A 14,367-nucleotide genomic window follows, 5' to 3' on the forward strand; every position below is an offset into this window, starting at 1 on the left:
CTTAAACCTGGGCCGACGACCCGATGGTCACACCGGTGCGGCGGATCTGTTCGCGCAGGTTGCCGGGTTCGATCTTGCCGTCCGCGCCGACCTGCACCGGGGCGATATAGGGGCCGATGGCGCCGACGTCATCGGCGACCGACTCTGCAAGCAACGCTTTGGCCTCGTCGGAGTTGCGCACGATCGCAGCTTCCGAGAGGTCGGCGGACCAGCTCTTGGCGGCGGTGCGGTACACCACGATGCCGTCCCACGTGCGGTTGGCGGTCACGACCGAGGGGCCGGCGATCTTGATCTTCTTCTGTTCGAGCGGGGAGGTCATTCGGCTGCATCCAATAGGTCAGAGATGATTTGTTTTGGGGTTTGGCGGAGAAGCGAGCCGGCATGCCGGACCACGTCGCCGATGATGAGGATGGCGGGACCGCCATTGGTCCGCCGCACGAGCTCGGGCAGATCGCGCAGCGTGCCGATCGCGCCTTGCGCGTCGGGACGCGTGACGCGGGCGAAGACGCCGACCGGCGTCTCCGGCGAGCGGCCGGCGGCGAACAGGCCCTCGCGGATCGCGGGCGCGGCGGTCATGCCCATGTAGACCACGACGGTCATCCTGGTGTCGGTCAGCGTCGACCAGTCCACGGCTTCGGCATCGCGCGCCTTGTGCGCGGTGAGGAAAGTGATGCGGGTCGCTTCATGACGGAAGGTGAGCGGCACCTCGAAATCGGCGGCGCCGCCGAGCCCCGCGGTGATGCCGGGAATGATCGAGTAGGCGACGCCGGCGGCGCGCAGCGCTTCGACTTCTTCGCCGCCACGGCCGAACACGAAGGGATCGCCGCCCTTCAGCCGCACCACGCGCTGGCCGGACTGCGCGGCCTCGATCATGCGCTTGTTGATGGCGTCCTGGCCGATGCCGGGCTTGCCGACGCGGCGGCCGACCGCAACGCGCGTTGTGTCGCGGCGGATGCGATCGAGGATTTCGGGCGAGACCAGCTCGTCATGGAAGACGATGTCGGCATCCTGCAGCGCACGCAGCGCCTTGATGGTGAGAAGGTCAGGATCGCCGGGACCGGCACCCACCAGCGCGACCGAGCCTTCCGGCTTGTCCGCGCGCGCAAATGCCGACGGATCAGAAATGGACTTGAGCGCCACGTCCGCCTCGCGCTTGCGGCCGGCGAGCACCGAAGCGCCGATCGGACCGTCGATGACGCGCTCCCAGAAGCGGCGGCGCAGCGGAAACTCGGCGATCCGCTCATTGATCGATTTGCGAAAGGTGCCGATGAACTCGGCGAGCTCGCCAATGCGCGCGGGCAGCAGCGCCTCGATCTTCTCGCGCACGCGCCGCGCCACGACCGGCGAGGTACCGCCGGTGCCAACCGCGACCACGACATCGCCGCGATCGACGATGGCCGGGAAGATGAAGCTGGAATGTTCGAGATCGTCCATGACGTTGACGGGGAGGCCGAGCGCCTTGGCGCGAACCGACATGGCCACGCCGACGTCACCCGCACCGGCGCAGACGATGGCGATGACGCCGGCGAGATCAGCGGTCAGCGGATCGCCGCTCGCGATCTCAACGCGCGCCGCGTCCTCGGAGCCGAGGCCGAGGTCATGATTGCCGTCGATCGCATGCACGCGGATGTGCGCGCCGGCAGCGGCGAGCACGCGCAATTTTGCGCGCAAAAGCTCGCCCGTGCCGATGAGGACCACCGGACCGGCCTTGAGATCGAGAAACACCGGCAAGAACCGCATGCGATACTCGCTTCCCCCACATCCGGGGTTGACTGGAATTATTTTCTATATATGTGTCGTTTCGAGCGCGCAAAGAGAAAATTTTTTCTTCTCTTCTGCACTGCAACTATAGAATTTTCGCCTCCAAACGCAAAGTGCCAGAGATGCATCTTCTCAAGGACGATTCCGCAGTTGTCGGAGTGAGCAGCCCGGCCCTCGTCAGCCGCTCGGGCACGCAAGAATTTTCTGCTGATCTTGCGCCCAGCATGGACCATCTCGACCAGCTCGAAGCCCAGAGCATCTACATCTTCCGCGAGGCCTTTGCCCGCCTGAAAAAGATCGCCCTCTTGTGGTCGCTCGGCAAGGACTCCAACGTCATGATCTGGCTGGCGCGGAAAGCCTTCTTCGGTCGCATGCCGTTCCCGGCCCTCCATGTCGACACCGGCAAGAAGTTTCCGGAGATGTATCGCTTTCGCGATCATTACGGGAAGGAGTGGGATCTCGACCTGCGCGTCGAGCCCTGCCCGCCCATCGATGCGGTCGACCCGACGCTTCCCCCCGCCGCCCGTTCCGCCGCGCGCAAGACCGAGGGCCTCAAGATGGCGCTCGGCAAATACGGTTTTGACGGCCTGATCGCCGGCATACGCCGCGACGAGGAGGCCACCCGCGCCAAGGAGCGCGTGTTCTCACCGCGCGGTCTCGAAGGCAATTGGGACGTGCGCGACCAGCCGCCGGAGTTCTGGGATCATTTCAACGCCTCGCCTCCCCAGGGCGCTCACCTGCGCATCCACCCGATCCTGCATTGGACCGAGGCCGACATCTGGGCCTACACCAAGCGCGAGAACATTCCGATCATCCCGCTGTATCTTGCCAAGGACGGCAAGCGCTATCGCTCGCTGGGCGATCAGGACATCACCAACCCCGTGAATTCGACCGCGTCGACCATCGACGAGATCCTGATCGAGCTCGAGCAGACCAAGGTGCCGGAGCGCGCCGGCCGTGCGCTCGACCATGAGACCGAGGACGCTTTCGAGCGCCTGCGCGTCGCCGGCTATCTCTGATCTTAGGACGCACCGCGGCTATGAACATGATCGTCACCCCCACGTCGTCCGCCACGCCGAACGGCACCACGCGTCCGCAAGTGCGCATCGTCATCGTCGGCCATGTCGATCACGGCAAGTCGACGCTGGTCGGTCGTCTCCTGCACGAGACCGGCAGCCTGCCCGAGGGCAAGCTGGAAATGCTGAAAGCCGTCAGCGCGCGGCGCGGCATGCCGTTCGAATGGTCGTTCCTGCTCGATGCGCTGCAGACAGAGCGCGACCAGGGCATCACCATCGACACCACGCAGATCCGCTTCCGCACCAATTCGCGCGACATCGTGCTGATCGACGCGCCCGGCCACGCCGAATTCCTGCGCAACATGATCACCGGCGCCTCGCAAGCTGACGGCGCCGTGCTGATCATCGATGCGCTCGAAGGCGTGCGCGACCAGACCCGGCGGCACGGCTATCTCCTGCATCTGCTCGGCGTGAAGCAGGTCGCCGTCGTCGTCAACAAGATGGACCGCGTCGATTTCTCATCCGACCGCTTCAAGGCGATCAGCGAGGAAATCTCGGCGCATCTGAACGGCCTCGGCGTGACGCCGGCAGCGGTGATCCCGATTTCGGCGCGCGATGGCGACGGCGTCGCCGAGCACACCGACCGCATCGGCTGGTACAAGGGACCGACCGTGGTCGAGGCGCTTGACCGGCTCGAGCCGGCCCGGCCGCTGGAAGCGCTGGCGCTGCGCCTGCCGGTGCAGGCGATCTACAAGTTCGACGACCGCCGCATCGTGGCGGGCCGCATCGAATCCGGCAGCCTCATTGCCGGCGACGAGATCGTGATTATGCCGGCCGGCAAGATCGCGAAGATCAAGTCGGTCGAGAGCTGGCCGCTGACACCAATCGCAAGCCGTCAGGGCGCGGGCCGCTCGGTCGGCATCACGCTCGACCGCGAATTGTTCATCGAGCGCGGCGACATCATCGCGCATGCGGGCGCCGCCCCGCGCGAGACGCGGCGGCTGCGCGCGCGCATCTTCTGGCTGCACGACAAGCCGCTCGCCAAGGGCGACCAGCTGCTGGTGCGCTGCGGACCGAAGGAAAGCCGCGCCACCGTCGTCGCGATCGAGAAGGCGGTCGATCCCGGCGAGCTCTCCAGCAGCGAGAACAAGGCGATCGGCCGTCACCATGTCGGCGAGATCGACATTTCTCTTTCGAATCCGATTGCCACCGATCCCTACACCGAGAACCCGCGCACCGGCCGCCTCGTGATCGAAGTGTCCGGACGCATCGCCGGCGGCGGCCTGGTGCTGTCGGTCGATGCCGGCCAGCGCGCAGTGCCTGTCGACATCGTGCCGGTGGAATCGGCGCTGCGACCGGACGAGCGTTCCGCGCGCTATCGCCACAACGGTGCCGTTGTCTGGCTCACCGGCCTGCCGGCCTCCGGCAAGTCGACGCTGGCGCGGGCGCTGGAGCGGCGTCTCTTCACCAATGGCGGCTCGCCGATCCTGCTCGACGGCGACACGCTGCGCGCCGGCCTCAACAGCGATCTCGGCTTCTCGGCCGCCGATCGCAGCGAGAACATCCGCCGCCTCGCCGAGGTCGCGACACATCTCGCCCGCAACGGCCATATCGCGATCGTTGCGGCCGTCTCGCCCGCCCGCGAGGACCGCGCCACCGCGCGCCGCATCGCCGACACCGCCTTCCGCGAGATTCATGTCGCGACGCCGGCGGAGGTGTGCGAGGAGCGCGATCCCAAGGGCCATTACAAGAAAGCCCGCGCCGGCGCGCTCGCCTCGTTCACCGGCATCGGCAACGACTACGAGGCGCCGCAGGCGGCAGAGCTCGTGATCGACACGTCGAAGCGGACGGTCGCCGAGGCGGCAGACGAGATCGAACTCATGCTCAAGACATCAGGCGTGCTGTTCGACGAGCTCGTGGACCTCGCCGCGAATATTTGAGCACACGTGCTTTCGCTGGCACGCGCGCGGCGCCACACGGGCAGTGCGTTCCCTCCCCCTTGCGGGGGAGGGTTAGGGAGAGGGGTCCACACGGGGACTCTCTCCATCACTAGCACTCGCTCCGTCGAACTCAGACACACCAATTCCTGGGCCACCCCTTTCCCCCGCCCTCCCCCGCAAGGGGGAGGGAGCGCAGTTGTGCGCGTGGTGTGGAGCCGGGCCCGATCGGTTTGTAAAACGAGCCAACCCCCTCGCCTTGACATTTTGACAAACCTTTGGGGGTCTTCTCACCGCCTCGATTTTGGGGCTAATAGGTCCCCGAAAGCCGCCCCTCGTGGGCGCATTTTGCTGCTGTCGGGTCAAAAGCAGCCAAAAACAGCCATTTCCAACAAGAAAGCCCATCATGAAACGCGTCGACGCCCACGGATTGAAGATCGCTCCCGTCCTGTTTGACTTCATCGCCAAGGAAGCGGCCCCGAAAACGGGGATCGCGCCGGATGCGTTCTGGGCCGGGGTTGCTGGCATCATCAAGGAGTTGGGACCGAAGAACCGCGAGCTGCTGGCGTTCCGCGACGCGCTCCAGGCCAAGATCGACGACTGGCACCGCGCCAACAAGGGCAAGGCGTTCGACCTCGACGCCTACACCGCGTTCCTGAAGCAGATCGGCTATCTCGTCCCGGAGCCGGCGACGCAGAAGGTCGAGACCGCCAATGTCGACGAGGAGATCGGCAAGATCTGCGGCCCGCAGCTCGTCGTGCCGCTCACCAATGCGCGCTATGCGCTGAACGCGGCGAACGCGCGCTGGGGTTCGCTCTATGACGCCTTTTACGGCACCGACGCGATCCCGCACGATCCTTCCGAGGGCGGCAAGGGTTACAACAAGGCCCGCGGCGACAAGGTGATCGCGAAAGCAAAGGCCTTCCTCGACGCCGCCGCGCCGCTTGCGACCGGCAGCCACACCGACGTCACCGCCTATAGCGTCGTCGCGGGCCAGCTCGCGGTGAAGCTCAAGAGCGGCAACGCGACCGCGCTGAAGAACGCCGCGCAGTTCGCCGGCTTCCAGGGCGATGCGGCTGCGCCGAGCGCGGTACTGCTCGTCAACAACGGCCTGCATGTCGAAGTGTCGATCGACCGCAGCAGCGCGATCGGCAAGGACGATCCGGCCGGCGTCGCCGACATGATCATGGAAGCCGCCGTCTCCACCATTCTCGACATGGAAGACTCGGTCGCCGCGGTCGACGCCGAGGACAAGGTGCTGGTCTATCGCAACACGCTCGGCCTGATGAACGGCACGCTGTCGGCGGACTTCGAGAAGGGCGGCAAGACGCTGACGCGCTCGCTCAACGCCGACCGCGTCTACAAGACGCCCGATGGCAAGGGCGAGCTCAAGCTGCACGGCCGCAGCCTGCTCCTGATGCGCAATTGCGGTCACCACATGTTCACCGACGCGGTACTCGACGAGAAGGGCGAGGAAGTGCCGGAAGGCCTGCTCGATGCCGCCGTCTCCGGCCTGCTCGCCATCCACGACCTCAAGGGTAACTCCAAGGTCAAGAACAGCCGCACCGGATCGGCCTATATCGTCAAGCCGAAGATGCACGGTCCCGACGAAGTGTCGCTCACCTGCGAGATTTTTGATCGCGTCGAGAAGATGCTCGGCCTGCCCGAGAACACGCTCAAGGTCGGCATCATGGACGAGGAGCGGCGCACCACCGTCAACCTCAAGGCCTGCATCCAGCGCGCCTCCAAGCGCATCATGTTCATCAACACCGGCTTCCTCGACCGCACCGGCGACGAGATCCACACCTCGATGGAAGCGGGTCCGATGATCCGCAAGAACGAGATGAAGGCGCAGGCCTGGATCAAGGCCTATGAGGACTGGAACGTCGACATGGGCCTGATCGACGGCCTGCCCGGCCATGCCCAGATCGGCAAGGGCATGTGGGCCGCCCCCGACAAGATGGCGGACATGCTGGCGCAGAAGCTCGCGCATCCGCAGGCCGGCGCCACCACGGCGTGGGTGCCCTCACCGACCGCGGCGACCTTGCACGCGCTGCACTACCACCAGGTCAACGTCATCGCACGTCAGCAGGAGCTGACCAAGGGTGGCCCGCGCGCCAAGCTCTCGGACATCCTCACCATTCCGGTATCGAAGTCGAACTGGGCGCCTGACGACGTCAAGCAGGAGATCGACAACAACTGCCAGGGCATCCTCGGTTACGTCGTGCGCTGGATCGACCAGGGCGTCGGCTGCTCCAAGGTGCCTGACATCCACGATGTCGGCCTGATGGAAGACCGCGCGACCTTGCGCATCTCCAGCCAGCATCTCGCCAACTGGCTGCACCAGGGCGTGATCACCGAGGCGCAGGTGATGGAATCGCTCAAACGCATGGCCGTCGTCGTCGACAAGCAGAACGCGGGCGATCCGATCTACAAGCCGATGGCGCCAGCCTTCGACGGCGTTGCCTTCAAGGCCGCCTGCGACCTCATCTTTAGGGGACGCGAGCAGCCGAACGGCTACACCGAATACATCCTCACCGCGCGCCGCCGCGAGGCCAAGGCGCTTGGATAACAAGGCGGCGGGTTGAGCCCGGTCATTCGGACGTCAAAAGCCCCGGCGCGAGCCGGGGCTTTTTTGTTGGGCGAAACGCCGCGGCGCGCCGCGGAACGGCTGCGCGCGCCTCGCGTTGTCGGGCCATCAACCAACGGGAGATGGTCATGGATTGGAATCGCATCGAAGGAAACTGGAAGCAGTTCAAGGGATCGGCCAAGGAGAAATGGGGCAAGCTCACTGACGACGACCTCCAGCTGATCGAGGGACGCCGCGAGCAGCTCGAAGGCCGGCTGCAGGAACGCTACGGCAAGGCCAAGGACCAGGTCCGTCAGGACGTCGACGACTGGCTGAAGTCGCTGCACTAGTGCGGCACGAACGAAGCCCCGGCTCGCGCCGGGGCTTTCTGTTTGGGCCGTAGGCCGCTCTCGCTAAAACACCGCGAGATATTTCAACAACGACACGATGCCGATGATGATCACGATCACGCGCGCGATCTGCTTGGCGCGGCCGTCCATCGGCAGCATGTTGATGAGATAAAGCACGAGAATAACGACGAGAAAGGTGACGAGTACGCCGACCAGCATTGCGAGGCCCCCTTCAGGCCAATTGCCAACGGTAGTCCCAACGCCGATCTCGCGCGCCGGTTCCATCCGGCCAACCCATTACAACTTCTGGTAATTCCGTATTTCTACAGTGCGGCCGGCTGCCTAAAACTTTACCCTTTTCCTTTCAGATGCGGAAACCGTTCGGGCTCCGAGCCGCAAACGGTACGCAATTGCCGATCTGCGCGCCCAATGTTTTCGATGTTGCCGGGCGTCTTCACGACCTTTGGAAATGGGACTTTGGGGGGATTTCGATGCTCAATCGTCTGACTGTATCCGCGCTGCTGAAGGCGGTGATCGCGATCACGTCGGCCTGCGTGGTGATTGCGCTCTCGCTCACCGCCTACGAGTCCTGGGATCGCCTCAAGACCGCCAACCGCATCTCGCAGATCGCGGACGCTTCCGCCGATCTGTTCAAGGCGATGCACAATCTGCGCACCGACCGTTCGAGCACCAACCGGCTCCTCAACGCGACCGAGCCGATGGATCCCGAGATCGAGAAATATCTGCGCGGGATCCGCGACGCCGAGATGCCGGCGATGGGACACGCGCTGGAGCTGCTGCCTGCCATGGAGTTTCCGCAGTCCGGCACGCTGGTGCCGGAGCTGTCGCGGCTCTACAAGCTGCTGACCGAGGAGCAGAAGCAGTTCTGGGAGGACGTCGCCAAGCCCAAGGACCAGCGTCGTGCCGGCCTGCCGAAAGAGTACATGGAGACGACGCAGGGCCTGCTCGAGACGCTCGACAAGCTCTCGAACATCCTCGCCGCCAGCGTCAACCACCAGGACGCGGAGATCGACCAGTTGCTGTCGATCAAGCAGAATGCCTGGCTGCTGCGCAACACCGGCGGTGAAGCCTCGCTGATCATCTCGACCGGGCTCAATGCCGGCCGCATCACGCCGGAGGCCCGCCTCGCCTACACCCAATATGTCGGCGGAACGGCCGCGGCATGGAAGGCGCTGGAATTGTCGGCCTCGGGCATGCAGCTGCCGCCGGCCCTGTCGTCCGCCATGGCGACGGTCAAGACCGCTTATTTCGATCCGCAATATCTGGCGCTTCGCGATCGCCTCGCCAATACGCTTGCCAATGGCGAAAAGGCCGAGATGACGGCGAACCAATGGACCCCGGTCACGGTGGGCCGCCTCGCCGGCGCAGTGGCCGTGGCCGAGACCGCGCTCGATGCCGCCAAGAGCCATACGCTGGACCAGCGCAGCGCGGCTCAACGCGCACTGATCGTGCAGCTCACGCTGCTGGCGCTCGCCATCGGACTTGCCGCCGGCGCGATCATGCTGGTCAGCCGCCGCGTCATCCATCCGCTCACCACCATCCGCGACGCCATGCTCAAGGTCGCCGGCGGCGACCTCGCCGTCGACAGCGGCTATCTCGACCGCCAGGACGAGATCGGCGCGCTGGCCGGCGCACTCGAGACCTTCAAGCGGCAGGCGGCCGAGAAGCTCAAGATCGAGGAGCACGAGCGCGAGCGCAATGCGGGCGCGGCCGCACGCCAGCGCGCGGTCGAAGCCTATGTCGGCGAGTTCGAGGGCGCGGTGCGCAAGACGCTGGGCGAATTGAGCGAAGCCTCCGGCGAGATGCGCAAGACCTCTGGCGATCTCTCCGCGGTGTCGCGCCAGACCAACGACCGCGTCCAGGTCGCCGGCAAGGCCTCCAACGACGCCTCGATGAGCGTCGACAGCGTCGCCGCCGCCGCCGAGGAACTCTCGGCCTCGATCAACGATATCAGCCAGCAGGCGGCCCATGCCGCGGGCATTGCCAGCCGCGCCGTCAACCAGGCCCGCGAGACCGATGGCACGGTTCAGGGGCTGGCCCAGTCCGCAGGACGCATCGGCGAGGTCGTGGGTCTGATCAACACCATCGCGGCGCAGACCAATCTGCTCGCGCTCAACGCCACGATCGAAGCGGCGCGGGCCGGCGAAGCCGGCACGCGGTTTGCGGTGGTCGCATCCGAGGTGAAGTCGCTGGCCAGCCAGACCGCGAAAGCGACGGAGGAAATCTCCGGTCAGATCGCCGACATCCAGAGGGTAGCGAGCGACGCCATCAACGCGATCCAGACCATCGGCGGCATCATCGGCGAGGTCAACGAGGTCGCAACCGCCATCGCCGCCGCCGTCCAGGAGCAGGGCGCGGCGACCCAGGAGATCACCCGCAGCACGCAATTCGCGGCCCAGGGCACCAAGAACGTCTCGGACAACATCACGGGCGTCAAGGCGGATGCGGACGCTGCTGCGGCGGCCGCGGACAACGTGAAGCAGGCTTCGGAGATGCTGGAAAGCCAGAGCCGTCAGCTCGGCCACGAGGTCAGCGACTTCCTCGGCAAGATCCGCGCGGCGTAGGGCACGCTGGCGCCACAAACTCGCTGTCGTCCCCGCGAACGCGGGGACCCATTATGGGTCCCCGCGTTCGCGGGGACGACGGCGGAGATTGGGGCGGCGTCGCTTCAACCACCGGCGATGCGAGCCGAACACCGATGATGCGAGCCCGCGCAAGCGCCGCATGCTAAGGCCCCGTAATTATACCCCGGGAACACTGTCTAAGTTTTTACCCTTTTCAGGCCAAATGCGCATCGAGCGCCTGCCCGAGAGCATGCGCATCTACGTGCATCCCTTTGGTCGTTCGAGGTTCGTGGGGGCGCCGTTCAGGGCCACGAACTTCGAAACGCATACCGGGGTGTCCGATGCTCAACCGCTTGACCGTCTCCACGCTGCTGAAGGCGGTGATCCTGTCCACCGCGCTCGTCGTTGTCATCGGCTTCTCGATCAGCGCGTGGAATTCATGGGGCCGGCTGCAGCAGGCCAACCGGATCGTCGCGGTCTCCGCCGCCTCGGCCGAAGTGTTCAAGGCGATGGCGAATATCCGGGCCGACCGCTCGACCAGCAACCGCCAGCTGACCTCCGACGTCCCGATGGACAAGGACATCGAAAAATACATCCGCGACATCCGCCAGGCGTTGATGCCGGCGCTGGCCCGCACGCTCGAGATCCTGCCGACGACCGACCTCGTCCAGCGTGAGGCGTTCCTCACCGATCTCGGCACCCTGAACAAGACGCTGCTGGCCGAGCAGGCCGAGTTCTGGACCGAGGCCGTCAAGCCCCGCGCTGATCGCCGCGCCGGTCTTGCCAAGGAATATGTCGCAACCGAAGACACGCTGATGGTGCAGCTCGAAAAGCTGGCCGGCGCACTCGCCGCCAGCGTCAACCACCAGGACGCCACCATCGACCAGCTCCTGACCATCAAGCAGATGGCCTGGCTGCTGCGCAGCAATGCGGGCGAATCCTCGCAGATCGTCGGCAACGCGCTCGGAGGCGGCAAGATTACGCCCGAATTGCAGCTGGCCTACACCAAATTCGTCGGCGGCACCGACGCCGCCTGGACTGCAATCGAGCTGGCCGCCTCGGGCATGCAGCTACCGCCGGCCCTCAGCGCCGCGATCAGCGAAACCAAGTCGACCTATTTCGACCCGCAATATGCCGCCACGCGCGACGGTATCATCACGACGATCGCCAAGGGCGAGAAGCCGTCGATGACCGCCAACCAGTGGAGCCCCTATTCGGTGCCCCGCATGATGACCGCGGTGAAGCTCGCCGATGCGGCGCTGGAGGCCGCCAAGGATCATTCCGCGGCTCAGCGCTCGGCCGCGGTCCAGTGGCTGATCATCAACACGGCGCTGCTCGTGGCCGCCATCGTCCTGACCGGCGCCGCCATGCTGGCGGTCAGCCGCCGCGTGATCACGCCACTGCACCGGATTCGCGACGCCATGCTCAAAGTCGCCGGCGGCGATCTCAGCGTCGACAGCGGCTATCTCGACCGCCACGACGAGATCGGCTCGCTCGCCGGTGCGCTGGAGACGTTCAAGCAGCAGGCGATCGACAAGCTCAAGATCGAGGCGCAGGAGCGCGAGCGCAATGCCGGCGCTGCCGCCCGCCAGCGCGCGATGGAGGCCTATGTCGGCGAGTTCGAGGGCGTGGTGCGCCAGTCGCTGGGCGAGCTCAGCGAAGCCTCCGGCGAGATGCGCAAGACCTCGGGCGACCTCTCCGCGGTGTCGCAAAAGACCAATGAGCGCGTCGAGATCGCGGGCAAGGCGTCGAACGACGCCTCCACCAGCGTCGAGAGTGTGGCGGCCGCCGCCGAGGAGCTGTCGGCCTCGATCAACGACATCAGCCAGCAGGCGGCCCATGCCGCTGGCATCGCCAGCCGTGCCGTCAACCAGGCGCGCGAGACCGACGGCACCGTGCAGGGGCTGGCGCAATCCGCAGGCCGCATCGGCGAGGTGGTCGGGCTGATCAACACCATCGCCGCGCAGACCAATCTTCTGGCGCTGAATGCCACGATCGAAGCGGCGCGCGCCGGCGAGGCCGGCCGCGGCTTCGCCGTGGTCGCTTCCGAGGTAAAGTCACTGGCGAGCCAGACTGCCAAGGCGACCGAGGAAATCTCCGAGCAGATCGCCGACATCCAGAAGGTCGCGGGCGATGCCATCAACGCGATCCAGGCGATCGGCGGCATCATCGGCGAGGTCAATGAAGTGGCGACCGCCATCGCCGCCGCCGTGCAGGAGCAAGGCGCGGCGACGCAGGAGATCACCCGCAGCACGCAATACGCGGCACAGGGCACCAAGAACGTCTCCGACAACATCACCGGCGTGAAGGCCGACGCCGACACCGCGGCCGGTGCGGCCGAGAACGTCAAGCAGGCCTCCGAGACGCTGGAGACGCAGAGCCGCCAGCTCGGCCAGCAGGTCAGCGACTTCCTGGGCAAGATTCGGGCGGCCTAGGCCACGCTGGCACGACAAGCGCGCTGTCGTCCCCGCGAACGCGGGGACCCATAACCACAGGGAGGAGTTTGGCGAGAGCTGCTAACTCCGAGTCTTCGCCAAACTTCTTCCTGTGGTTATGGGTCCCGGATCTGCGCTTCGCTTGTCCGGGACGACAATCTTTGTTGGGCTGCTATCGCGACAACTCAGCCAATGCCCGCCCTACTCCTTCGCCACCACCGGCACCTGGCGGAATTTGGCGCGGACTGATTGCGGCAGTGGCGAGAAGTTCATCGCGACGCCGTGGCGGTCGTTGGCGTTGCGGTTGGCGACGACAAGGCCGTCGGCGCCGGCAACGATGTCGCCCTTGCGCAAGGTGGGATCGTCCTCGACCTTGACCTGGGCGAGCCCGACCGGATCCTTGCCGTTGCAGGTGCAGCCGGCAACCAGCTCGCCCCGATAGCGGAAGGCGTTGGGCAGGTCGGAATAGGATTTTCCGTTCTCTGTCGTCGCCTCGTCGATATTGCTGCCATAAACCAGCGAGGTTTCGGACGCCGGGCAGAAGCTCTTGCAGGATTGCGCCTTGCTCTCGGCATCGTTGCCCTGCGCCGGGAAGTAACGGCCATCGCAGCCGCGCACGCAATAGGCCGTGCCGCCGCCATAGCTGGCGCGCGAACGCGGCGCCTCGTAGCGCGGCATGTCGTCGTTCGGGAACGGGACGCGGATCTGCGGCGGCGGACGCATGCGGAAGCCGCCGAACAAGGCCGAGAAGAAATCCTCCGCATGCGCGGACGGCGTCAGCGCGAGGCCGAGAGAGGCGACGGCGAACAACGCCGCCGCGCCACCGGCCAGTTTGCCGATCGAACGTCTGATCATGTGACCTCTCGTACTCTTAGTTCACGGTCGACGTCGGCATGTTCAGCGCCTGCCGGCCCGACGGCAGCGTCGTCATCGCCGGGCGCTTGCGAACGGGGTCGCCGCCTTTGGCCATCAGCGGGGCGTTCTTCGGCAGCACCACGACCTTGGCGCCGATATTGACGCGGCTGAACAGGTCGATGACGTCCTCATTGGTCATGCGGATGCAGCCGGAGGAGACGAACTTTCCGATCGTGGTGGGATCGTTGGTACCGTGGATGCGGTATTCGCTCGAGCCGAGATACATCGCACGCGCGCCGAGCGGATTGCCCGGGCCGCCGGCGACGAAGCGCGGCAGATAAGGTTGGCGCGCGATCATCTGGGCCGGCGGATGCCAATCCGGCCACTCCGCCTTGCGGCTGACGCTCTGCACGCCCGACCAGGTGAAGCCCTCGCGGCCGACGCCGACGCCGTAGCGGATGGCACGGCCGTTGCCGAGCACGTAGTAGAGATAGGTATTGCCGGTATCGATGACGATGGTACCGGCCGGCTCGCCGCGGTCGAAGCTGACGATCTGCTTGCGCAGCCGATCGGGCAGCGCGGCGTCCTCATCCGTCGCCTGCGGCTCGCCGGTGACATAGCCCTGGCTGGCGTAACCTCGCGAATAGCTCTGGTCTTGCGGATAGAGCTGCGGCTGCATCGGCGCATAGCCGTAGGTCTGCGCGCTGGCGGCGCCGAACGGCACCGTCAGCAATGCTGTCGCAAAGGCAAAAGCGGTTACGGCGCGCGGCGAGAAGCGGCGACGGACGGCAAGAAACGTTGTCATGTGCTGCCCCGTTGGATGTGTGCATCAGGGTGATGCGGCTTTCCAACAAACGCA

At 65.7% G+C, this 14,367-nt stretch carries 11 protein-coding genes; 6 read left to right on the forward strand and 5 right to left on the reverse strand.

The window, feature by feature from the left end; translation table 11 throughout:
* Position 1 precedes the first annotated feature (1 nt).
* A complete protein-coding gene (locus tag BRAGE_RS0133105) occupies positions 2-319 on the reverse strand; it encodes a DUF2849 domain-containing protein (protein WP_027561168.1) in 318 nt (105 codons plus the stop codon).
* Positions 316-1,740, reverse strand: coding sequence for a siroheme synthase CysG (gene cysG / locus BRAGE_RS0133110; protein WP_027561169.1), 1,425 nt, complete (start codon positions 1,738-1,740; stop codon positions 316-318). Before cysG ends, BRAGE_RS0133105 begins: the two co-directional genes overlap by 4 nt.
* 245 nt (positions 1,741-1,985) lie before the next feature.
* On the opposite strand from cysG, the gene cysD reads away from it, so the two are divergent.
* The 4 genes from cysD to BRAGE_RS0133130 all read left to right on the forward strand — a co-directional run bounded on the left by cysD (position 1,986) and on the right by BRAGE_RS0133130 (position 7,633).
* A complete protein-coding gene (gene cysD / locus BRAGE_RS0133115; protein WP_027561170.1) occupies positions 1,986-2,780 on the forward strand; it encodes a sulfate adenylyltransferase subunit CysD in 795 nt (264 codons plus the stop codon).
* Positions 2,781-2,800: 20 nt separating this feature from the next.
* A complete protein-coding gene (cysC, locus tag BRAGE_RS0133120) occupies positions 2,801-4,717 on the forward strand; it encodes an adenylyl-sulfate kinase (RefSeq protein ID WP_027561171.1) in 1,917 nt (638 codons plus the stop codon).
* 403 nt (positions 4,718-5,120) lie between these two features.
* Positions 5,121-7,286, forward strand: a complete 2,166-nt coding sequence (locus tag BRAGE_RS0133125; protein ID WP_027561172.1) for a malate synthase G — start codon at positions 5,121-5,123, stop codon at positions 7,284-7,286.
* 146 nt (positions 7,287-7,432) lie between these two features.
* Positions 7,433-7,633 (forward strand): CsbD family protein, encoded by a 201-nt coding sequence (locus BRAGE_RS0133130; protein ID WP_008546815.1) that lies wholly within the window; start codon positions 7,433-7,435, stop codon positions 7,631-7,633.
* 63 nt (positions 7,634-7,696) lie between these two features.
* On the opposite strand, the gene BRAGE_RS50495 is transcribed toward BRAGE_RS0133130, so the two are convergent.
* Positions 7,697-7,852, reverse strand: coding sequence for a Thivi_2564 family membrane protein (locus tag BRAGE_RS50495; protein WP_008546817.1), 156 nt, complete (start codon positions 7,850-7,852; stop codon positions 7,697-7,699).
* Between the two features lie 272 nt (positions 7,853-8,124).
* On the opposite strand from BRAGE_RS50495, the gene BRAGE_RS0133140 reads away from it, so the two are divergent.
* Positions 8,125-10,218, forward strand: coding sequence for a methyl-accepting chemotaxis protein (locus tag BRAGE_RS0133140; RefSeq protein ID WP_028146462.1), 2,094 nt, complete (start codon positions 8,125-8,127; stop codon positions 10,216-10,218).
* A gap of 341 nt (positions 10,219-10,559) precedes the next feature.
* Positions 10,560-12,653, forward strand: a complete 2,094-nt coding sequence (locus BRAGE_RS0133145; RefSeq protein WP_027561174.1) for a methyl-accepting chemotaxis protein — start codon at positions 10,560-10,562, stop codon at positions 12,651-12,653.
* A gap of 201 nt (positions 12,654-12,854) precedes the next feature.
* Here BRAGE_RS0133145 and BRAGE_RS0133150 read toward each other — a convergent pair whose 3' ends face one another.
* Complete coding sequence (locus BRAGE_RS0133150) at positions 12,855-13,508, reverse strand: DUF2865 domain-containing protein (protein WP_027561175.1); 654 nt, start codon at positions 13,506-13,508, stop codon at positions 12,855-12,857.
* 16 nt (positions 13,509-13,524) lie between these two features.
* Complete coding sequence (locus BRAGE_RS0133155) at positions 13,525-14,313, reverse strand: L,D-transpeptidase (RefSeq protein ID WP_027561176.1); 789 nt, start codon at positions 14,311-14,313, stop codon at positions 13,525-13,527.
* Positions 14,314-14,367 lie beyond the last annotated feature (54 nt).

Origin of the sequence: Bradyrhizobium genosp. SA-4 str. CB756, assembly GCF_000473125.1 — a bacterium.
GTDB classification, from domain to species: domain Bacteria; phylum Pseudomonadota; class Alphaproteobacteria; order Rhizobiales; family Xanthobacteraceae; genus Bradyrhizobium; species Bradyrhizobium arachidis.